Raw genomic sequence first — 20,510 nt, 5'->3', positions numbered from 1 at the left:
CGGCTGTCTGCCTGCCGCGGGGTGCGGTCCGCCGAAAACGACGATAGGCGGACACCCGCGCGTCGCCTGGTGTTCGCCAGCTGGTTGCAAAGGCTTGAGACTCTTGGGAGGCCATCTTGAGCAAACACTAAGCTATTTTTTTGGGGGACTACCCACGTGAATCGAACCGCAAAGAGGTCAGCAGGCATTATCGCCGCGCTGGCATTGGGGGCCGGCGGTCTGGCGCCGCTGACACTGTCCGCAGCCGCCAGCGCGGACACCGGGAACTATTTTGAACGCACCGCCACCTACCCGGTTTACCAGAACCACCCCGAGGGGGCCGCGGCTGAGACCGCCGCGGAAATCTCCACCGTTTCCGCAGACGGCACAACGCTGATCTACACCGACGCGGTGTCCCGCCGGATCGGGTTCGTCGATATCTCGGACGCTTCGAATCCAGCGGGCTTGGGAACCCTTCCGCTGCACCAGCTGGGCAGCGCCGAGGACGAGCCGACCAGCGTCGCCGCCTACGGCGAGTACGTGCTCGTGGTCGTCAACACCTCCAAGAGCTACACCGACCCGTCGGGCCGCGTGGACGTGGTGCGCATCGCGGATCGCAAACTTGTGCACAGCATCGAGCTGTCCGGGCAGCCCGACTCCATCGCCCTGTCCGCCGACGGCGCCTACGCGGCGATCGCCATCGAGAATGAACGCGATGAAGATGCCGGGGACGGCGGACTGCCGCAGGCTCCGGCCGGTTCGGTGGCCATCCTCGATCTGCTGGGCGGCACCCCGGACGAATGGACGCTTCGCGAAGTTCCGCTGACCGGCGGCACCCGCGAAAAGCCGGTAGCCCTCGACCAGCTTGCCCAGGCCGGACTTGATACCCCGCAAGATCCGGAACCCGAATATGTCACTATCAATGACCGCAACCAGGTGGCGGTAACCCTCCAGGAAAACAATGGCATTGTCCTCATCGACCTGCCGACCGGAAAGATCACCAAGGCGTTCAGCGCCGGATCCGTGGATCTGGACGGCATCGACACGCAAGACGACGGAAAACTCGACCCCAGCGGTTCGCTTCAGGGAGTTCCCCGCGAACCGGATGCCATCGGATGGATCCAGGACCGCTACCTTGCGACCGCCAACGAGGGGGATTGGAAGGGCGGCAGCCGCGGCTTCACGATTTTCGATTCCCTCACCGGCGAACCGGTGTGGGACGCCGGAAACCGTTTTGAGCACCTCGCGCTGTCCCAGGGGTTGTTCCCCGAAGGCCGCGCAGGCAAGAAGGGCACCGAGCCCGAAGGCCTGGCCGTGCATGAGTACCGGGGTGTCGAGTACGGCTTCGTCGCCTCCGAACGCGGAAATTTCGTGGCGGTCTACGACCTGAGCGACCCGCGCGAGCCGAAATACCTGCAGACGCTGCCCACCACCAATGGTCCCGAAGGGATCCTTCCGATCCCGGGCCGCGACCTGCTCGCCGTCTCCTCGGAAACCGACGAGGCCGACGAGGGTGTGCGTTCGGCGCTGACCCTGTTCAGTTTCGGTGCCGCCGCGCCGCAGTTCCCGCAGCTGTCTTCCGATCCGTCCGCTCCGGTGCCCTTTGGAGCGCTCAGCGGGCTGAGCGCCGACCCGGAGGCTGCGCACCAGATTTTCGCGGTCAGTGACAATGCCTACGAACCGCTGATCTACACCATCGATGCCGGCCGGGGGCTGGTCACGGGCTCCCTGCCGGTGACCGAGGACGGCGCCCCGGCGAAATTGGACCTGGAAGGCATCTCCGCCCGTGCAGGGGGCGGCTTCTGGGCGGCCAGCGAGGGAGCCGAGGGCGCGGGCAACACGCTGGTGCGCATCGATGCCGACGGCGCGGTCGCCGAGCGGGTGCAGCTGCCGCAGGACATCGTCGGGACGTTGAAGGGCCAGGGGTTGGAAGGAGTTGCGGCCTTCGGCGCGGGGGAGGCGGAAGAAGTGGTCTTCGCCCTGCAGCGCGAGGTGGCGGGCGAGGACTTCGTCCGCATCGGGCGCTACCTTCCAGACAGCGGAGAATTCTCCTGGTACGGCTACCTGCTGGAGGATGCCGGGGACGACGGGAGCTGGAACGGGCTCTCGGAGATCACCCGGCTCTCGGACGGCAGCTTTGCGGTGATCGAGCGCGACAAGCGCATCGGCGAGAACGCCAAGCTGAAGGCCGTATACCAGTTCGCCCTGCCCGAAACCTCGGCCAGCGCGCCAAACGACACGGTTCCCCTGCTGGAGAAGAAGCTGACGGTGGACGTCCTGCCGGTGCTGGAGCGGACCAACGGCCGGACCCAGGAAAAGCTTGAAGGCCTCACTGTCGCCGGCAACGGCCAGGTCTACGTGGTGACGGACAACGACGCGGTGAAGGACGCCAGCGGGGAAACCGTCTTCGCCAGCCTCGGGGCCGAGGCCGAAGTCTTCGCCCTGGCGCCTGCGTCGAGTACCGCCCCGACCGAATCTGCGGCGCCCACCGCATCCTCGACTCCCACCGATTCGGCTGCACCGAGCACCTCGCCGTCGAGCACTCCGTCCACCAGCGAGGGCACGGGTGACGGCTCAGCGGGCGCGCCGGACGCCGGGGAAACCTCGGCCGCGGAACCAGCCACGGATGGCCTGGCGCAGACAGGGGTGGGCAGCCTGTGGTTCCTGCCCCTGGGTCTGGTCCTGGCTGGGCTCGGCGTGGCCGCAGCCCTGAAGGCACGCGGCACTGCACGCGGGCACTGACAACCGAGAATAGCGGGGACCGGGGTGGCTGCCGACAGCCGCCGCGGTCCCCGCTTCATGCGTGGCATGCTTCTATACTGGCATGATGCAGATCACCGTGATCCTCGACCCCGCCGAGCAGGCCTGCTGCGGTCAGGCGCTGGGCCTCGGCCAGCGTGTCGAGTGGGTGCTGGCCTACGTCACGCGCGGTGAACAGCCCTATTACATGTGTGATCAGCACGAGCAGTTCGCCGTCCATGGCGCGAAGACCAGGACCGTCAGCGGTTCTGTTGCGGCGATCCGCGAGCTGGCCATCCACCCCTCACGCCCCGATGGCACGCCAGTGCGCCGCGTCTGGCGTTCGCTGTCCACGCTGCCCGATGGAGTGGACTATGACAGCGACGGCATCGAAATCGACCTGCTGGTCGATCACGGTCAGCAGTTGCCCGAGCTGTTCAGCTGGCCGCGCCGTTAGTTGTACTTGTAGAAGCCTTCGCCGGCAGCGGCGCCCAGCTTGCCCTTCTCGATGTACTCGCTCTTGAGCATGGCGGCGAACTTCTGGCTGGTCTCGTCACCCCTGCTGGAGATGTTGTAGGCGGTGTTCAGTCCGACGATGTCGTAGATCTCGAATGGCCCCTTCGGGGCGCCGGTGCCCAGCTTCCAGGTTTTGTCGATCGTCGGTGCGTCGGCCACGCCGTTGACCAGCAGGTGGCTTGCGGCCTGGAGGAACGGGACCAGCAGGGAATTGAGCAGGTAGCCCGGCTGCTCCTTGAGGACGCGGATGGCCACGAGGCCGGTGCGTTCGGCGAAGTCGACCACGGCGTCGTAGGCTTCGCTGCCGGTGAGCTCGGTGCCCATGACTTCTCCGGTGTTGTTCTGCCAGACGTGGTTGGCGTAGTGCAGGGCCAGGAATTTCTCCGGGCGCCCGGTGTGCGGTGCGATGGCCGAAGGCAGCAGGGTGGAGGAGTTGGTGGCGAACACGGTGTTCTCCGGCGCCACGGCCGCCAGGGCCTCGTAGGTGGCCTGCTTGATGTCGAGTGATTCCGGGACGGCCTCGATGACCAATTCTGCGTCCTTCACCGCATCGGCCAGATCCGTGGTGAGCCGGATGGATTCGCGCGCCGCCTGGGCCTTGGCGCGGTCTCCCGCATCGAAGAAGTCAGCATAGGTCTGCACCAGGGAATCCAGCCGGTGGTTGGCGGCCTCCAGGGCTTGTGCGGTGATGTCGTATCCGACAACAGGCAGGCCGTGATAAGCGGTCTGGAAGATGATCTGCGAGCCCAGCACGCCGGTGCCCAGGACTGTGGTGTTGGTGAGGATCATGGTTTACCCCGATTCCGCCGGCAGGTGCTGGCAAGTATTTTCTGCGCGACGGCCGCCGCGCCGCCAACCACTAATTTACTGATTGGTAACTTCATTGTGCGACACCCTTCGGCCGGCCGCAACGTTCTGTGAGGCGAAGAACGAGGTGCTGGGGTGCAGGCCACGTTGCAGGGCAGGCAAAAGGGCATCCGGAGCGCGCCCGGATGCCCTTCAGTTCTGAAGCCTTAGGCGGTCTTCTTCTTCAGCACCACGGCGGCAACTGCGGCAACGATCAGCGAGATGATCAGGAAGTTGCGGCCCTTGTGGCTCTGCTTCGGAGCCAGGGTCTTCTGCGCGCTCTTCACCGCATTTTCCACCGACGCGCGGGTGCGCTTGGCCGCCTTGGACTTGCCGGTCACGCTCTCAACGAGGTTCGCCCCTGCATGGCTGATGGCCTCGACGTTCACGCCGGAAATCGCGTTGTTCCAGGTTTCACGCAGCTCCTCCGGCAGCTCCTCCTTGGCGGACTTGGCGAGCTTGGCCAGCGACTTCTCTACTTCCTTGAAATTCTTGGCGGTCTTCGACATAACTTCCTCTCGGTTTGCCTGCGCCCATGGTTGGGACGCCGTGCGGTCGTGCCTCCAGCCTAGCCAGCACCGATAACGCGCTCAAGCACCGTTGGTTGTGCTCAGTGCGAACTCCCAGTGACTTCACGGGCGCAGCTTACGCGGCGGACTCGCCGTCCGAAGGCTGTGTGGGGTGCCGCAAGCGACGCAGCCGGGTGCGCAGCGCGCTGGCAAGGCAGAGCAGCAGCAGCAACGTGGCGACGCTGGCCACGCCGGCGAACAGGGGCGAGGATGCCTGCCACGCATAGCGGTCAATGGTGATCCAGAAGACGACCCACAGAGCACCGGCGTTCATGTAGATCCCGATGGGCTTCTTGAACGTCAGGGCGCACAGCAGCAGGCTGACCAGCAGCAGCACCAGGGCCGCGATTCCCTTGAACATCAACCGGTTCGAGTCCACGCCTAGGGCCGCGAGCCAGGCCGCGGCCTCGCCGAGCACGATGATGCCCAGCCACCCGGTGAACAGCCCGAAGCTGGAGCGGGTGATCCAGCGGTCCATGTTGTTGCGCAGCGTGACGCGGTCGATCATCACGGCGATCCGTGTCAGCGCCAAGAGCATGAGCAGGGCGAACAGCAGGCTGAAACCCATCCGGTCGCGCTGCAGCAATTGCAGCCACAAGGCATTGAACAGGACCAGCGCGAGAACCCAGGGACGCAGCTTGCCGTGCAGGTCCGTGTGCCTGGCGGTGGGCATGCATTGCCACACCGCGTAGATGCCCAAGCCCGCCATCAGGGCGAACCAGGGCAGCTGCCCCACCAGGGGGACCGCCATGACCGTGGCATCGGGCTCCAGCCAGCCGCCGGCGATCTGGCCCAGGTGCGAGCCGCGGATGGCTCCGGTGCCGAACACGGCCCAGCCCAAGGCCGCGAAAATGACCAGAGCGTAACAGATCGACACTAGTGGTGTCGCATTTTGCCGGGGCTTGGTCATGGCATCCCTTATCCGATACTTCGTCTCGAATCCGAAACTACCACGGCTGTGCGGAGATTGCCTTGCGGCGCGGCAGGTGGCGATAAGCTGGTTCGATGACGCAATCATCACAGTGGGTCCGCGAGGCCATCTCCCTGCTGGACGCCGATGCAAACCGCAGCGCCGACACCCATCTGCACCGCTTTGAACTGCCCAAGCAATGGGGGATCGAGCTGTACCTGAAGGACGAATCGGTGCACCCCACCGGATCGCTCAAGCACCGCCTGGCGCGCTCGCTGATCCTCTAGGGCCTGGTGAACGGCAAGATCCGCGAGGGCACCACGCTGGTGGAGGCCTCCAGCGGCTCCACCGCGGTTTCCGAAGCGTATTTCGCCCGCATGCTGGGCCTGGAATTCATTGCCGTGGTGCCGAAGTCCACGAGCACCGAGAAAATCGAGCTCATCGAGTTCTACGGCGGGCGCTGCCACCTGGTGGACCAGGCCGGGCAGGTCGACGCGGCGGCCCGCGAGCTGGCCGCCGGCCCCGGCGGCTACTACCTGGACCAGTTCACCTTCGCCGAGCGGGCCACCGACTGGCGCGGCAACAACAACATCGCCGAATCGGTGTTCGCGCAGATGAGCGCGGAGCGCTACCCGATCCCGAGCTGGATCGTGGTGGGCGCCGGCACCGGAGGCACCAGCGCGACCTTCGGGCGCTTCGTGCGCTACAAGCGCCACGACACCAAGGTCGCCGTGGCGGATCCCGAGGGCTCCTCCTTCTACGAGGGCTGGCGCACCGGCAACATGGGCTACTCCACCGGCGTGGGCTCGCGGATCGAGGGCATCGGCCGCCCGAGCGTCGAGCCGTCCTTCGTGCCCGGGGTCATCGACGAGATGATCCAGGTGCCCGACGCCGGCTCGCTGGCCGCCATGCGTCTGCTGCGCGCCAAGACCCGCTACTTCGCCGGCGGCTCCACCGGCACCAACCTCTACGCCGCGTTCCAGATCATCGCCGGTATGCTCCAGCGCGGGGAGCGCGGCAGCATCGTCACGCTGATCTGCGACTCCGGCGAGCGCTACGCCAACACCTACTACAACGACGACTGGCTGGCCGACCAGGGCCTGGACCTGGCCCCGCACACCGCGGTGCTGGAACGCTTCCTGGCCGAAGGGATCTGGGAGGACTAGGACTCGCTGGGCCGGCGCGCGGGCATCAGCCCCACGGTTTTCTTGCGCTGGTGCACGGAGAAGTAGCACAGCCCCTGCTCGCCGGCGACGAAGCGGCGCCGGGCCCTGGCCGGCAGGTAGACGACGTCGCCGACCGCCAGTTGCACGGTGGTTCCCTCGCCGTGCAGCGTGCCCGACCCGGCGACCACGTGCAGCAGCACGTCCAGCTCCGGGCCCGCATGCTCGCCGATCTCGGCCCCCGGGGCCAGCGCGATCACGTTCGCGTCCAGGTCCCGCTGGCCCGGTTCAAGTTTCCACAGCGCCCCGTTGCGGCCGGCCGCCTGGGCGGCGAGGTCTGCGGTGTTGGCCATGCGGTGCGGGACCGGGGGCATGCTGGTCATGGGGAGCTCCTGTTCAGCGCCGGAATTCGAGCCGGTGCGCGGCTGTCATCTGTGCACCCAGCATAACCGCGCAGCGCGGACGCGGTCGTAGGATGGGACCATGAGTGAACACCCCTCCGCAGCCGCCCACGCCCAGACCCAGGCGGACTTCGCCGCGAACCTCGCCTCGGTGCGCGAGCGGATCGCCCGTGCGGAGCAGGCCGCGGGCCGCGCGCCGGGCAGCGTGCGCCTGCTGCCGGTCACCAAGACCGTGCCCTCGCAGCGGCTGCGCCTGGCGATCGCCGCCGGCGTGGACTGGCTGGGGGAGAACAAGGTGCAGGAGGCGCTGCAGAAATCCGAGGAGCTGGCGGATTTGCCGCAGCTGAAGTACTCGGTGATCGGGCACCTGCAGACCAACAAGTCCAAGTACGTGGCGCGCTTCGCCCACGAGTTCCAGGCGCTGGACAACCTGCGCCAGGCCGAGGCGCTGCAGCGCCGCCTGGAGCTGGAGGACCGCACCCTGGACGTGTTCGTGCAGGTGAACACCTCCGGAGAGGAATCCAAGTTCGGCATGCCGCCGGAAGATGCGCCCGGCTTCGTTAAGCAGCTGCCGGCCTTCGACCGGCTGCACGTCAAGGGCCTGATGACCCTGGCGATCTTTTCCACCGACCACGCGGCGGTGCGCCGCTGCTTCCAGACGCTGCGGGCGGTGCGCGATACCGTGCGCGAGACCGATGAGCGGATCGCGGAGCTGTCCATGGGCATGAGCGGCGACTTCGAGCTGGCCATCGCCGAAGGCGCCACCGTGGTGCGCGTGGGGCAGGGCATCTTCGGGGCCCGCGCGCTGCCCGACTCGCACTACTGGCCCGGGTTCGCCGGCTGAGCTGCCCGCGCAAGCGCCTGTGACCTGAGAAGCAGCGGGGTATCTCGAAAAACACTTAGCCCGCAGGGCGCTGGCGCAGTAGGGTGAAAGTGACACCGTCACTGTTCCAAAGGAGCTGTTTTGCCTACCGTCGCCGAACACATCATCGACCAGCTCGACGCCCAGGGGGTCCGCCGGATCTACGGCATTCCCGGGGACTCGCTCAACGGCTTGACCGACGCGCTGCGGGTCAACGGGCAGATCGAATGGATCCACCACCGCCATGAGGAAGCCGCCGCGTTTGCTGCCGCGGCCGAAGCGGAGATCACCGGGAACCTGGCCGTCTGCGTGGGATCCTGCGGGCCGGGCAACCTGCACCTGATCAACGGGCTGTACGACGCGCAGCGCTCACGGGTTCCGGTGCTGGCCATCGCCGCCCACATCCCCACCGAGGAAATCGGCTCCAGCTACTTCCAGGAAACCCATCCCGTGGAAGTCTTCCGCGGCTGCTCGGTGTACGCCGAACAGGTCTCGGACCCCAAGCAGATGCCGCGCATGCTGCGCATCGCGATGCGCGAGGCCATCGAGAAGCGCGGCGTCGCCGTGCTGGTGATCTCCGGGGACGTGGCCCTGTCGGCCATGGAGCGCAGCGAAACCCACGCCATCGTGAAAACCAACCCGCGCATCCTGCCCGACGAGCAGGAGCTGGAGCGCGCCGCGGAGATCCTGGAATCTTCCCGCAAGGTCACCATCCTCGCCGGAGCCGGCACCGCCGGTGCCCACGACCAGGTCATTGCCCTGGCCGACAAGCTGGCTGCTCCCGTCGTGCATGCGCTGCGCGGCAAGGAGCACATCGAATACGACAACCCCTTCGACGTGGGGATGACCGGACTGCTCGGTTTCGCCTCGGGTGCCAAGGCCATCGCCGAATGCGAGGTGCTGCTGATGCTGGGCACCGACTTCCCGTACCAGCAGTTCTATCCCCAGCAGGCGACCATCATCCAGGTGGACATCCGCGGCGAGCAGATCGGCCGGCGCACCCGGGTGGACGTCCCGCTGGTGGGCACCGTGAAGGACACGGCCGCCGCGCTGGCGGCGCTGCTGCCGGTGCAGACCCACCGCAAGCACCTGGACACCGCGCTGGAGCACTACCGCAAGACCCGCGCCAAGCTCGACGAGCTGGCCACGGAATCCAAGCCGGGCGCGGCGATCCACCCCCAGTACCTGGCCCGGCTGATCGACCAGGCGGCGGACGACGACGCGATCTTCACCGCGGATGTGGGTTCCCCGGTGATCTGGGCGGCCCGCTACCTGTCCATGACCGGCAAGCGCCGGGTGCTGGGTTCCTTCAACCACGGCTCCATGGCCAACGCGCTGTGCCATGCGCTGGGCGCCCAGGCCATCGACCGCTCGCGCCAGGTCATCGCCTTCGCCGGAGACGGCGGGCTGGCCATGATGCTCGGCGAGCTGCTGACCGCGACGCAGAACAAGCTGCCGGTCAAGGTCGTGGTCTTCAACAACTCCTCGCTGAACTTCGTGGAACTTGAAATGAAGGCCGCGGGCTTTGTCACCTACGCCACCGAGCTGCAGAACCCGGACTTCGGCGCGCTGGCCAACGCCGCGGGGCTCAAGGGCTACCGGGTGGCCGACTCGTCCCAGCTGGAAGGATCCGTCAAGGAATTCCTGGCCCACGACGGGCCTGCGGTGCTGGATGTCGTCACCGACCGCCAGGAGATGTCCATGCCGCCGGCGATCAAGCTGGAACAGGCCAAGGGTTTCGCGCTCTACGCCATTCGCACCGTCATGTCCGGGCGTGGCGATGAGCTGCTGGATCTGGCCAAGACCAATTGGCGGCAGATGTTCTAGGTTTTAATTGCCTATGCTTAATGCTGGTGCCGTGGATTCGGCGCCGGCATTTTGCATGTGATCTTCAGAAAGAGGCGTAGGCGCTTTGACTTCGCAACCGGCCGCGGCCCACGCGGCAACCACCGAGGACTTCTCCCACAACCTGGCAGCGGTGCGCGAGCGGATCGCGCGGGCGGCCCGCTCGGTGGGCCGCGACCCGGAATCGGTTCGACTGCTGCCGGTCACCAAGACCATCCCGGCCGAACGGCTGCGCCTGGCCATCGCCGCCGGCGTGGACACGCTGGGGGAGAACAAGGTCCAGGAAGCGCACGCCAAGTACGAGGAGTTCAAGCAGGACTACCCGCACCTGCGCTACTCGGTGATTGGGCCGTTGCAGCGCAACAAGGCGAAGTTCGTGGCGCAGTTCGCCGACGAGTTCCATGCCCTTGATTCGCTCCGGCTCGCCGAAACCCTGCAGAACCGGCTGGAGGCCGAAGACCGGTCCCTGGAGGTCTTCCTCCAGGTGAACACCTCCGGGGAGGAGTCGAAGTCCGGCATCGAGGCAACGGAAGCCGCGGAACTGCTGGCCGCGCTGAAGCCGCTGGACCGGTTGAAGCCCGTCGGCCTGATGACCATGGCGGCGAACACCACCGACGAGGCCTCCATCCGCGCCAGCTTCACCCTGCTGCGCGAGACGCTTGCCGAGCTGCAGGCCGCCGGAGCCCCTGAGGAATTCACCCAGCTGTCCATGGGCATGAGCGGCGACTTCGAGATCGCCATCCAGGAAGGCGCTACGGTCGTTCGTGTGGGCCAGGGGATCTTCGGGGCCCGTCAGTACCCTGCCTAGGGACTTCTGGGTCCGTCCTCGCGCACTGCTCCGCGTGCGGGCACCCCTTGGCCTATGGCGTCTTTGTATGCACACGCAGGATGTTTCCACACCGTGCCCTGGACCGACCCAAATTGTCGGTTGGGCGGCGGATACTACATCTAGGTACAGACACTTCAGCCAGGGCACAAGTTGACGGGGGCGAAACACGCCGAGGAACTTCTCACACTAAGTATTTTTAACCCACACAGCCGATATCCCAAGCTGTGGACAAAGCATGCTGGACCGCGAGAAATCAAGGTTTAAACAGTGGGCAATATCCACAATTCCTGTGGACTCCGCTGCAGGGGGATGAAATCGTCGTAATACATCATCTTGTGGCCGCTTGACCGGCCGGACACAAGATGTAGTATTGAATCCGATGGCGCGACAGGCGCCGGAAACACCACGAAGTTTAACTTCGGGGCATCCGAGAGGTTGGTCCGCACCGCCGTGAAAACGGTGCGAAGACGGACCAAAACTAGGACTTTTTAAAGGGGATCAGGGACTATGTCCATCACGGTTTACACGAAGCCTTCATGCGTGCAGTGCAACGCCACCTACCGCGCATTGGACAAGAAGGGTGTCGAGTACAACAAGGTCGATATCTCTCAGGATGCTAACGCCTTGGAGCACGTACGTGGCCTTGGATACATGCAGGCACCAGTTGTCGTGACCGACAACGATCACTGGTCCGGATTCCGCCCGGACAAGATCGCTCTGCTGGCTCCGGCGAACTAACCAGATACCGAAACCAATCGGTACTCAATCCGCTCTTTTTGCAGTGGAGGCGAAATACCATGCCACCGACAGCTCTTGCCGACAGGCAACATGCTGAGGCACACGAACCAGTGGTGTACACCGATTCGAAGCTGATTTATTTCTCTTCGATATCGGAGTACACCCGTCGGTTCGTTGAAAAACTCGAGATGGATTCGGCGCGAATACCGCTCTACGGCTACGAACCGAAACTCATCACCACAGCTCCGTACGTTCTGCTGATTCCTACCTATGGGGGAGACGGCGGCAAACGTTCAATCCTTCCGCAGATCATGAAATTTCTCGGGTATGAAGAGAACCGCAAGAACCTACGCGGCGTCATCGGAGCAGGCAACACAAACTTCGGCGAGTACTACTGCATTGCTGCCAAGCGAATTGCGGCCAAATGCGATGTGCCCGTACTTTATACATTCGAACTCATGGGAACGCAGGAAGATGTTCTCAAAGTCAAAGAAGGGCTTGAAACCTTTTGGAAACCAGCATCGCAGAAGCAGCAGGAACGATGAAGGACACTAAGGAGCTCCCCGCTCAGTTCCAGGGGTTGAGCTACAACGACCTCAACGCCATGCTGAACCTCTACGGTCCAGATGGAAAGATCCAGTTCGAGGTGGATCGCTATGCGGCTCGCCAGTACTTCCTGGATCACGTGAATAACAACACCGTGTTCTTCCATGATCTGGATGAGAAGCTCGAATACCTGGTCAAGCACGAATACTACGAGCGTGAAACCCTCGACCAGTACTCGATGAACTTCATCCGCGATCTGTTCAAGCACGCTTTCTCCAAGAAGTTCCGTTTCGAGACCTTCCTGGGTGCCTTCAAGTTCTACACCTCGTACACCCTGAAGACCTTTGACGGCAAGCGCTACCTGGAACGCTACGAGGATCGTGTCTGCATGGTTGCCTTGCACCTTGCTCGCGGTAACGAAGAACTGGCCACCCAGCTCGTCGATGAAATCATCGAAGGCCGCTTCCAGCCGGCCACCCCGACCTTCCTCAACGCCGGCAAGGCACAGCGTGGCGAATTGGTCTCCTGCTTCCTGCTTCGCATCGAAGACAACATGGAGTCGATTGCCCGTGCGGTGAACTCCTCACTGCAGCTGTCCAAGCGTGGCGGCGGCGTGGCCCTGGCCCTGACCAACCTGCGCGAGCACGGTGCCCCGATCAAGCAGATCGAGAACCAGTCCTCCGGCGTCATCCCTGTGATGAAGCTTCTGGAAGACTCCTTCTCCTATGCCAACCAGCTGGGCGCACGCCAGGGTGCCGGTGCTGTCTACCTGAACGCACACCACCCGGACATCTACCGTTTCCTCGACACCAAGCGCGAAAACGCCGACGAGAAGATCCGTATCAAGACCCTGTCGCTGGGTGTTGTCATTCCTGACGTCACCTTCGAACTTGCCCGCAAGAACGAGGACATGTACCTGTTCAGCCCGTACGACGTCGAGCGCGTCTACGGCAAGCCGTTCAGCGAAATCTCGGTCACTGAGAAGTACACCGAGATGGTCGACGATTCGCGCATCAAGAAGACCAAGATCAACGCCCGCGAGTTCTTCCAGACTCTCGCCGAGATCCAGTTCGAATCCGGTTACCCGTACATCATGTTCGAAGACACGGTGAACAAGGCCAACCCGATCGAGGGCCGCGTCTCCATGTCGAACCTCTGCTCGGAAATCCTGCAGGTCTCCTCGCCGTCGGAGTACAACGACGACCTGAGCTACAAGACCGTGGGCAAGGACATCTCCTGCAACCTGGGTTCGATGAACATCGCCAAGGCCATGGACGGCAAGAACCTGGCCAAGTCCGTAGACATCGCCATTCGCGCGCTGTCCGCAGTCTCCGACATGTCCTACATCGACTCCGTTCCTTCGATTGCCGATGGAAACAAGAAGTCGCACGCCATCGGCCTGGGCCAGATGAACCTGCACGGCTTCCTGGCTCGCGAACGCATCTACTATGGTTCCGAAGAAGGCATCGACTTCACCAACATCTACTTCTACTCGATTCTGTTCCACGCGCTGACCGCGTCGAACAAGATCGCGATTGAACGCGGTGAGGTCTTCGACAACTTCGAGAACTCGAAGTACGCATCGGGCGAATTCTTCGACAAGTACATCGACGTGGAATGGGCTCCTGCCACCGAGCGTGTGCGCGAGCTGTTCGACGGCATGCACATTCCCACCCAGGAAGACTGGATTGCGCTGAAGAAGTCGGTCATGGAACACGGCATCTACAACCAGAACCTGCAGGCCGTGCCGCCGACCGGTTCGATCTCCTACATCAACAACTCGACTTCGTCGATCCACCCTGTTGCTGCAAAGGTCGAAATCCGCAAGGAAGGCAAGATCGGCCGTGTCTACTACCCAGCCCCGTACATGAACAACGACAACATCGAGTTCTACGAGGACGCGTACGAGATCGGTTACGAGAAGATCATCGACACCTACGCCGCTGCTACCCAGCACGTCGACCAGGGCCTGTCGCTGACCTTGTTCTTCAAGGACACCGTCACCACCCGTGATATCAACAAGGCCCAGATCTACGCATGGCGCAAGGGTATTAAGACCCTGTACTACATCCGCCTGCGCCAGCTGGCTCTCGAAGGCACCGAAGTGGAAAACTGCGTTTCCTGCATGCTGTAAAGCCTCGTGATATGCGCTGACTAGAGTTTAGCCAGCATTAACAGCTAGTCGCTGAACCCCAAGCGGGTTTGGCGACTTGCTGTGCTTAAATGCCTAGTCAGGAATGGTTTGTGATCTTTCTCTTTGAGGTGTCGCGACACTGCTCGCAGGTAGGTTAACGGCCAATTTTAGGGGTAGAGTTGATTGCGACGTTAGAGCTGCAGGCTGAGTTGCTATGCAGCAATGCAAGTGGCAAATAAGGGAACAAATGACCGAAAAGCTTAAGCTCGCCCACAAGGTTGAAGCGATCAACTGGAACCGTATCCAGGATGACAAGGACGTGGAGGTCTGGAACCGACTCGTCAATAACTTCTGGCTTCCGGAGAAGGTGCCGCTGTCCAACGATATCCAGTCGTGGGCAACCCTGACCGAGGACGAGAAGTTGCTGACCATGCGCGTCTTCACCGGCTTGACCCTGCTCGACACCCTTCAGGGCACCGTCGGCGCAGTATCGCTGATCCCGGATGCCATCACCCCTCACGAAGAGGCCGTGTACACCAACATCGCCTTCATGGAGTCGGTGCATGCCAAGAGCTACTCCTCGATCTTCTCCACCCTGGCTTCCACCAAGGAAATCGACGAGGCCTTCCGCTGGTCGACCGAGAACGTGAACCTTCAGAAGAAGGCTCAGATCATCGAGAGCTACTACTACGGTGATGACCCGCTCAAGCGCAAGATCGCTTCGACTCTGCTCGAATCGTTCCTGTTCTACTCCGGCTTCTACCTGCCGATGCACTGGTCCTCGCACGCAAAGCTGACCAATACCGCTGACCTGATCCGCCTGATCATCCGTGATGAGGCAGTCCACGGCTACTACATCGGCTACAAGTTCCAGAAGGGTCTTGAAGGCCTGAGCGAAGAGCGCAAGCAGGAGCTGAAGGACTACACATTCGAGCTGCTCTTTGAGCTGTACGAGAACGAAGTCCAGTACACCCACGATCTCTACGATCCGGTAGGCCTGTCCGAGGACGTCAAGAAGTTCCTGCATTACAACGCCAACAAGGCGCTGATGAACCTGGGCTACGAGGCCATGTTCCCGTCCACGGTGACCGATGTGTCGCCAGCCATCCTGGCGGCGCTGAGCCCGAACGCCGACGAGAACCACGACTTCTTCTCCGGCTCCGGCTCGTCCTACGTCATCGGCAAGGCTGTGAACACCGAAGACGAAGACTGGGACTTCTAAGCTTTCCCTAAGTCACGGATAGCTAGCCAAATTCAAAACCCGAACCCGCGTTTCGCAGGTTCGGGTTTTGTCGTCTTGTGGTCCCGAGATGCTGCCTGGCTTCCCTTGTAAAGTTGCTTAGAAATTTGTGCCGACAGCTTCAGCTTAAAAAATAGTATACGGATCGTTCTCTAAGTCCTAGCATGGCCTCATGGAAAAACCGCAGATCCTGCCTTTGGCATTAGCTTCCCAAAGCAACCTGAACGCCGTCGGAGGCAAGGCCGCAGGTTTGGGTGAACTGATCAGGCTGGGGGAAAACGTGCCTCCGGGGTTTGTCGTGACGACGGATGCCTACGAAGAATTCCGGTCAGTCGGCTCCACCACCGCGCTCAGCGGAACAAAACTGGCCGAAGCGATCGGAGCAGCTTACCGAGAACTAGGAAGTCCATTGGTTGCCGTCCGTTCCAGCGCGACGGCAGAAGACCTGCCGGGTTCCGCTTTCGCCGGGCAACAGGAGACATACCTGGGCATCTCGGGAGAGAGGCAGCTGCTCCAGGCTGTCGAAGACTGTTGGGCCTCCTTGTACTCCGACCGCGCCCGAGCGTATCGAAGTGAACGAAGGATCGATGAATCGGTGATGTCGATGGGCGTCGTGGTTCAGTCAATGGTGGATGCAGACTTCGCCGGGGTGATGTTCACCGCTGAGCCGGTGACCGGGGCCAGGGACCACATCGTGGTGGAATCCAACCCGGGCCTGGGCGAGGCCGTGGTTTCGGGAATGGTGACCGCAGATCGGGCGATCATTGATTCCAAGGGGAGGATCATCGAGCGCCGAGCCGGACTGGCCGGCCCTGTCATCAAGCTGAACTCCGACGGTGGAACCAGAAATGAGACTCCCGAGGAAAACCAGCAGCTTTCCAAGGAAACACTGCGCGAGATTGCGGAAGCCGGCGTTCGCATCCGCGAAGGTTTCGGCCGACCCATGGACATCGAATGGGCTGTAGCCAATGGCGATCTCCTGATCCTGCAGGCCAGGCCGATGACAGCCTTGCCTCCAGCCCCGCGCAATATCGGCCCGCTGGCACGGAAAATCGCACCGATGCTCTACGAGTTGCTGCCGCAGCGCCCCACTATATTGGAAACCGAAGCATGGATCGATGCCGGCATCGCCCCATTGGTCGCGGGTATGCTGCGCGGGATCACCGGGGTGCGCGTGGACTACTCTGCATGGCTGAAGCGCGAGAACGGGGTCGTCACCGAATTCATTCCCGTCACGCCGAAACTATCAGCGGCAACTCCGCGGAAAATAGTTCAAGCCTTTAGACAGAAAGCTCCAACCGGATCGTGGCGAAAAGATCCCTTGTATGACGAGTACCTGCGCAACTGCCGACAGCTCAACGAACTCCACGTGGGGGATCTGCCGTGGAAAGAACTGTCGGAGATTCCAGACAGGGCCACCACCAGCATGCAACTCGTGACTGAGCTGCGCGTGAAATACCTACGCCAAGCGATCCCCGCGGGAATCAAGCTGATCCTAGTACTGGCATTGGCCGGAAAGCTGTCGCAGTTTGCGGCGCTGAGCGTGACTGCTGATACCGAGACCCACCGAATCAACGACGCCCTGCAACGTATCGCTAAACTGATCGCCGAGATGCCCGGAGCCGCCCAGCTTCTGCGGGATACGGAGCCAGAATCAACAATCCAGACGCTGCGCTCGCAACCGCATATGGAAGAAATCGCTGACCAGATCGATAACTTTCTCGCTCTCTACGGCCACAGGGAATCAGCCAGCTTGCTGCTGCCGCGGGCGGCGACCTGGGGAGACGATCCAACCCCGGTATTCAACCTGCTGCGCATGCTGATCGATGGAACTGGCGCAGAAGTAGCGGAAAACGACGCCCTGGAGAATCTGCTGGCCCACCCGCTGCTAGGCAGCCGGTGGCTGGAACCGCGAATCAAACGCTGGATCAAGGGGCTGCGCGGATTCATTTCCGTGCGCGAGGACACGCATTTCGAAATCACCCGAACCATGCCGGCAGTACGCTCCGCCATCAATGAAATGGGGCGCCGGCTGCATGATGCCTCGGCCTTGGACGACCCGGGAGATATCTGGTTCGTGAACTATGACCTCCTGCTCCGCGCACCAGGTGTCGCGGTGCTCAGCGGTGGCCAACTTGCCCAGATTGCGGCCGGCCGTCGATGCCGCCATGATGAACTAGCCGGTGCTCCGATGATTTCTCCGGCCACCCTCTACGATCTGTCTCCGGTGCCAGGGGCATTGCTGCACGGCACTGGGTCCGGCGGAGGCAGGGCCAGCGGAAGTGTTCGCATCATCAATTCGCCGGAAGAGTTCGAAAAGCTGCTGCCCGGCGAAGTCCTGGTCTGTCCCGCTACCAACCCTTCATGGACTCCGTTGTTCGCCCGGGCAGCGGCGGTGGTGGTCAATCACGGTTCTGCCGCCTCCCACGCTGCCATCGTTGCCCGTGAATACCGGATCCCGGCGGTCATGGGATGCGCGAACGCCACCACCGTGTTGGCCAACGGCCAGCAAATCATCGTTGACGGCGACCGTGGTCTCGTGTTGGAGCCAGAACATGGTTGATCAGAAAGACTATCGATCCGGCCCGCGACGGCGAGGGGAGCAACTCGTCACTGCAATTCTCGATGCCGCGGCGTTGGAGCTGGCGCAGTCCGGATTCGCCGCCTTGAGCTTTGAAGCAGTAGCCCGTAGGGCCACTGCTTCCAAGGTGTCCATCTACCGGCGATGGCCGAACAAAATCGAACTGGTGCGGGCCGTCGCAGCGCACAAGGCCGTCCTGCCGGATCTGCCGGAGCAGGCTGCAACGCTTCGCCAGGACCTCCTTCTGGTGCTGCGCTCGATGGCAGCACAGATCGAAGAACCGATCGGGGAGCTGTTGCGGGGCTTGGTCATTGCGAGTTTGTCGGAACAAGCGCCGAGCATGGCGGACATGTCATGGGGGATGGGGCCCAATATGATGCATCTGGTTGCCGAGCGTGCTCAGGCGCGAGGGGAATTGGCGGAGATCCCGTCCGAACTGGTGCTTCGGGTCCCCACCGAACTGTTCAAGCAGCGTTTCATCGGTTTCAGGAAGGTTACCGACCGGTTCATTGTTGAACTTGTTGATCAGATCGCAATTCCGCTGTGGACCCTGCAAACCGGGGAACCCCACGCAAGCTAATCGCCCGGTCTTGGAAATGCGCCCGAAGCTATAGAATACGGTGAACCCAGCTGGGCGACGTACCAAGGAGTAATCATCACAAAGTCAGACGCCAGGCCTGAGCAGTTCAGCGAGCCTCAGATCCGTGCGATTCGCCGGCGGTCCATTTCAGTGCTCGCTCTGGGGCAGATACTGGGAGGGCTCGGCGGCGGCGCGACGATCACGCTAGGCTCCTTGCTTATCGTTGATGTTTCGGGCCTCGACTCGCTGGCCGGAATGGCCGCAACCATGAACACCCTCGGCGCGGCGATCATGGCGATCCCGTTGGCGATGCTGGCCCGCCGCTTTGGGCGCCGGATTTCGCTCTCCACCGGAGCCTTGATCGCGGTTCTCGGTTCGCTGCTGATCGTGACCTCTGCAATCTTGGATTTGGTGCCGCTGCTGTTTCTCGGAATGCTCGTGCTGGGAACCGCTTCGGCGATGAACCTGCAATCGCGTTTCGCGGCCACAGACCTTTCGGACGAGAAGACCAGGGGCCGGGATCTGTCCTTGGTCGTGTGGACGACAACCATCGGTGCCGTGATTGGCCCGAATCTCTTCGCCCCGGGTGAAGTAGTCTCCACTGCTTTGGGACTGCCCGCATATACCGGAGGATTCCTGATTGCCATGGCGGCGCAGTTGGCCGGCATGAGCATTTACCTCCTGGGGCTACGGCCTGACCCGATGAAGGTCGCCCTGCAGCAAAACAGCGGCAGTGTTCCGGCGATCGCGCGCCGCGGCGGAGGTTTTCATCTCCTGCGTGAGCGGCCGGCGGCTCGTCGGGCGGTAGTGACCGTTGCGTTGAGCCATGCCTACATGGTGGCTCTCATGTCCATGACCCCAGTGCATATGCAGCACCATGGGGCAACACTGACACTCATCGGATTCACCATTTCGCTTCACGTGCTGGGCATGTACACGCTGTCGCCGCTCTTCGGCTGGCTCACCGACCGGATTGGAGGGTCCCGCGTTGCCCTGATGGGGCAAGTATTGTTGATCGGGTCGAGCCTTTTCGTCTGGTTCAACCCGGAGAACCATCTCATGGTGACGGTCGCATTGGCTTTGCTGGGCCTGGGGTGGTCGGCCGCAACGGTGGCGGGCTCCACCATGGTTTCGGCAGCGGCCCCGATTCACGAACGCACAAGTCTCCAAGGAACCAGCGACCTGCTGATGAACCTGGCCGGTGCACTGGGCGGCCTCAGCGCGGGTCCACTCCTGGCGCTTTTCGGGTTCCATGGGCTGGCGTTGCTGCTGCTGGTTCTGGCATTGGTCGTAATTTTCGCGAACCGCGACGCGTTAAAACCCAAGCAACGCGTGGCCGTCTAATCTGATGTGAAGCCTTCGGCATGCGGAGCCGGGGGAGTCTGGCCGGAAACAACAACGGCGTGGGCTTCATCAATTGATGAAGTCCACGCCGTTATTTCAAAGACTCTTAGCGGGCCTGAATGTTGGTTGCCTGTGGGCCCTTTGGACCGGCTTCCAGAGTGTACTCAACGGTCTGGCCTTCTTCGAGGCTGCGGAATCCGAAGCTCTGGATAGCGCTGTAGTGTGCGAAGACGTCAGCCGATCCATCCGAAGGAGCGATGAAGCCGAAGCCCTTTTCAGCGTTGAACCATTTCACGGTGCCAGTGGCCATAGTGTTATTTCCTTATTATTCGTAGGCCACAGGGTGGCCTGGGTGCCGATCCGGAGATTCGAATCGGAAATTTTTGAGGTTACCTCGGGCAGTGCCATCCGAAACGATTCGCCTGCCGTCGATACGGGGGATCGATTACTGATTTTGCCGGTATCGGCCAAAACGGATGTCGCTGCACTGGATTAGTTATCCGCGAGATTCCGGGAGACGGACGGTGATGAACCAGTCGCATCGAAGTAGAACACGGAATCGGTTGCCATCGGACGCATTGATGCGTCTGGATAACCAGTTTGCAGTGAAGAAGAGAAGATGAAGAATTCGTTTCGGTTAGGAGCTGATCTGATCCAGGATCCGATCAGCCGATATGTGCTGCACAGA

17 protein-coding genes and 1 pseudogene are annotated in these 20,510 nt (G+C 62.4%); 13 read left to right on the top strand and 5 right to left on the bottom strand.

What is annotated here, in order from left to right; genetic code table 11:
- The first annotated feature begins 156 nt into the window (after positions 1 to 156).
- Positions 157 to 2,721 carry an esterase-like activity of phytase family protein gene (locus tag JQN66_RS09325; RefSeq protein ID WP_204674513.1) on the top strand — a complete coding sequence of 855 codons (2,565 nt, stop codon included), beginning with the start codon at positions 157 to 159 and terminating at the stop codon, positions 2,719 to 2,721.
- Between the two features lie 82 nt (positions 2,722 to 2,803).
- Positions 2,804 to 3,175, top strand: coding sequence for a DUF6578 domain-containing protein (locus tag JQN66_RS09320; RefSeq protein ID WP_204674511.1), 372 nt, complete (start codon positions 2,804 to 2,806; stop codon positions 3,173 to 3,175).
- Here JQN66_RS09320 and JQN66_RS09315 read toward each other — a convergent pair.
- The 3 genes from JQN66_RS09315 to JQN66_RS09305 all read right to left on the bottom strand — a co-directional run bounded on the left by JQN66_RS09315 (position 3,172) and on the right by JQN66_RS09305 (position 5,526).
- A complete protein-coding gene (locus JQN66_RS09315) occupies positions 3,172 to 4,023 on the bottom strand; it encodes a 3-hydroxyacyl-CoA dehydrogenase (protein WP_188946934.1) in 852 nt (283 codons plus the stop codon). The two genes, JQN66_RS09320 and JQN66_RS09315, sit on opposite strands and share 4 nt — an antisense overlap.
- 224 nt (positions 4,024 to 4,247) lie before the next feature.
- Positions 4,248 to 4,589 (bottom strand): hypothetical protein, encoded by a 342-nt coding sequence (locus JQN66_RS09310; protein ID WP_188946935.1) that lies wholly within the window; start codon positions 4,587 to 4,589, stop codon positions 4,248 to 4,250.
- A 136-nt stretch (positions 4,590 to 4,725) separates the two neighbouring features.
- A complete protein-coding gene (locus JQN66_RS09305) occupies positions 4,726 to 5,526 on the bottom strand; it encodes a hypothetical protein (RefSeq protein WP_204674509.1) in 801 nt (266 codons plus the stop codon).
- 128 nt (positions 5,527 to 5,654) lie between these two features.
- On the opposite strand from JQN66_RS09305, the pseudogene JQN66_RS09300 reads away from it, so the two are divergent.
- Positions 5,655 to 6,725, top strand: a pseudogene (locus tag JQN66_RS09300) (PLP-dependent cysteine synthase family protein).
- Here the strand turns inward: JQN66_RS09300 and JQN66_RS09295 are convergent.
- Positions 6,722 to 7,105, bottom strand: coding sequence for a cupin domain-containing protein (locus JQN66_RS09295; protein WP_239463971.1), 384 nt, complete (start codon positions 7,103 to 7,105; stop codon positions 6,722 to 6,724). The pseudogene JQN66_RS09300 and the gene JQN66_RS09295 sit on opposite strands and share 4 nt — an antisense overlap.
- 100 nt (positions 7,106 to 7,205) lie before the next feature.
- On the opposite strand from JQN66_RS09295, the gene JQN66_RS09290 reads away from it, so the two are divergent.
- The 10 genes from JQN66_RS09290 to JQN66_RS09245 all read left to right on the top strand — a co-directional run bounded on the left by JQN66_RS09290 (position 7,206) and on the right by JQN66_RS09245 (position 19,822).
- Positions 7,206 to 7,967 carry a YggS family pyridoxal phosphate-dependent enzyme gene (locus JQN66_RS09290; RefSeq protein WP_204674507.1) on the top strand — a complete coding sequence of 254 codons (762 nt, stop codon included), beginning with the start codon at positions 7,206 to 7,208 and terminating at the stop codon, positions 7,965 to 7,967.
- A 120-nt stretch (positions 7,968 to 8,087) separates the two neighbouring features.
- Positions 8,088 to 9,812 (top strand): ubiquinone-dependent pyruvate dehydrogenase, encoded by a 1,725-nt coding sequence (gene poxB / locus JQN66_RS09285; protein ID WP_204674505.1) that lies wholly within the window; start codon positions 8,088 to 8,090, stop codon positions 9,810 to 9,812.
- 85 nt (positions 9,813 to 9,897) lie between these two features.
- Positions 9,898 to 10,638, top strand: coding sequence for a YggS family pyridoxal phosphate-dependent enzyme (locus JQN66_RS09280; protein WP_204674503.1), 741 nt, complete (start codon positions 9,898 to 9,900; stop codon positions 10,636 to 10,638).
- 528 nt (positions 10,639 to 11,166) lie between these two features.
- Complete coding sequence (nrdH, locus tag JQN66_RS09275) at positions 11,167 to 11,397, top strand: glutaredoxin-like protein NrdH (RefSeq protein ID WP_047119244.1); 231 nt, start codon at positions 11,167 to 11,169, stop codon at positions 11,395 to 11,397.
- 59 nt (positions 11,398 to 11,456) lie between these two features.
- Positions 11,457 to 11,942, top strand: a complete 486-nt coding sequence (gene nrdI / locus JQN66_RS09270) for a class Ib ribonucleoside-diphosphate reductase assembly flavoprotein NrdI (protein WP_188946941.1) — start codon at positions 11,457 to 11,459, stop codon at positions 11,940 to 11,942.
- Entirely contained in the window at positions 11,939 to 14,077 is a 2,139-nt protein-coding gene (gene nrdE / locus JQN66_RS09265; RefSeq protein ID WP_204674501.1) for a class 1b ribonucleoside-diphosphate reductase subunit alpha, read from the top strand. The genes nrdI and nrdE overlap by 4 nt, the downstream gene beginning before the upstream one ends.
- A gap of 247 nt (positions 14,078 to 14,324) precedes the next feature.
- Complete coding sequence (gene nrdF, locus JQN66_RS09260) at positions 14,325 to 15,299, top strand: class 1b ribonucleoside-diphosphate reductase subunit beta (protein ID WP_204674499.1); 975 nt, start codon at positions 14,325 to 14,327, stop codon at positions 15,297 to 15,299.
- Positions 15,300 to 15,489: 190 nt separating this feature from the next.
- Positions 15,490 to 17,880 (top strand): PEP/pyruvate-binding domain-containing protein, encoded by a 2,391-nt coding sequence (locus JQN66_RS09255; protein WP_204674497.1) that lies wholly within the window; start codon positions 15,490 to 15,492, stop codon positions 17,878 to 17,880.
- Entirely contained in the window at positions 17,873 to 18,478 is a 606-nt protein-coding gene (locus JQN66_RS09250) for a TetR/AcrR family transcriptional regulator (protein WP_204674495.1), read from the top strand. Before JQN66_RS09255 ends, JQN66_RS09250 begins: the two co-directional genes overlap by 8 nt.
- 150 nt (positions 18,479 to 18,628) lie before the next feature.
- Entirely contained in the window at positions 18,629 to 19,822 is a 1,194-nt protein-coding gene (locus tag JQN66_RS09245) for an MFS transporter (RefSeq protein WP_338029202.1), read from the top strand.
- Between the two features lie 106 nt (positions 19,823 to 19,928).
- Here the strand turns inward: JQN66_RS09245 and JQN66_RS09240 are convergent, their stop codons facing one another.
- Entirely contained in the window at positions 19,929 to 20,132 is a 204-nt protein-coding gene (locus JQN66_RS09240) for a cold-shock protein (protein WP_013349123.1), read from the bottom strand.
- Positions 20,133 to 20,510: the final 378 nt, after the last annotated feature.

This window comes from Glutamicibacter protophormiae (assembly GCF_016894325.1).
Lineage (GTDB): Bacteria > Actinomycetota > Actinomycetes > Actinomycetales > Micrococcaceae > Glutamicibacter > Glutamicibacter protophormiae.
The sequence above is the reverse complement of the archived record's forward strand: the minus strand, read 5'-3'. Positions and strand labels throughout refer to the sequence as shown.

What these genes read in the sequence shown, in the direction of transcription:
- JQN66_RS09320 (WP_204674511.1), top strand. Translation starts at nt 2,804, where the DNA reads ATGATGCAGATCACCGTGATCCTCGACCCCGCCGAGCAGGCCTGCTGC.
- JQN66_RS09315 (WP_188946934.1), bottom strand. Translation starts at nt 4,023, where the DNA reads ATGATCCTCACCAACACCACAGTCCTGGGCACCGGCGTGCTGGGCTCG.
- JQN66_RS09310 (WP_188946935.1), bottom strand. Translation starts at nt 4,589, where the DNA reads ATGTCGAAGACCGCCAAGAATTTCAAGGAAGTAGAGAAGTCGCTGGCC.
- JQN66_RS09295 (WP_239463971.1), bottom strand. Translation starts at nt 7,105, where the DNA reads ATGACCAGCATGCCCCCGGTCCCGCACCGCATGGCCAACACCGCAGAC.
- JQN66_RS09290 (WP_204674507.1), top strand. Translation starts at nt 7,206, where the DNA reads ATGAGTGAACACCCCTCCGCAGCCGCCCACGCCCAGACCCAGGCGGAC.
- nrdH (WP_047119244.1), top strand. Translation starts at nt 11,167, where the DNA reads ATGTCCATCACGGTTTACACGAAGCCTTCATGCGTGCAGTGCAACGCC.
- nrdI (WP_188946941.1), top strand. Translation starts at nt 11,457, where the DNA reads ATGCCACCGACAGCTCTTGCCGACAGGCAACATGCTGAGGCACACGAA.
- nrdE (WP_204674501.1), top strand. Translation starts at nt 11,939, where the DNA reads ATGAAGGACACTAAGGAGCTCCCCGCTCAGTTCCAGGGGTTGAGCTAC.
- nrdF (WP_204674499.1), top strand. Translation starts at nt 14,325, where the DNA reads ATGACCGAAAAGCTTAAGCTCGCCCACAAGGTTGAAGCGATCAACTGG.
- JQN66_RS09255 (WP_204674497.1), top strand. Translation starts at nt 15,490, where the DNA reads ATGGAAAAACCGCAGATCCTGCCTTTGGCATTAGCTTCCCAAAGCAAC.
- JQN66_RS09250 (WP_204674495.1), top strand. Translation starts at nt 17,873, where the DNA reads ATGGTTGATCAGAAAGACTATCGATCCGGCCCGCGACGGCGAGGGGAG.
- JQN66_RS09240 (WP_013349123.1), bottom strand. Translation starts at nt 20,132, where the DNA reads ATGGCCACTGGCACCGTGAAATGGTTCAACGCTGAAAAGGGCTTCGGC.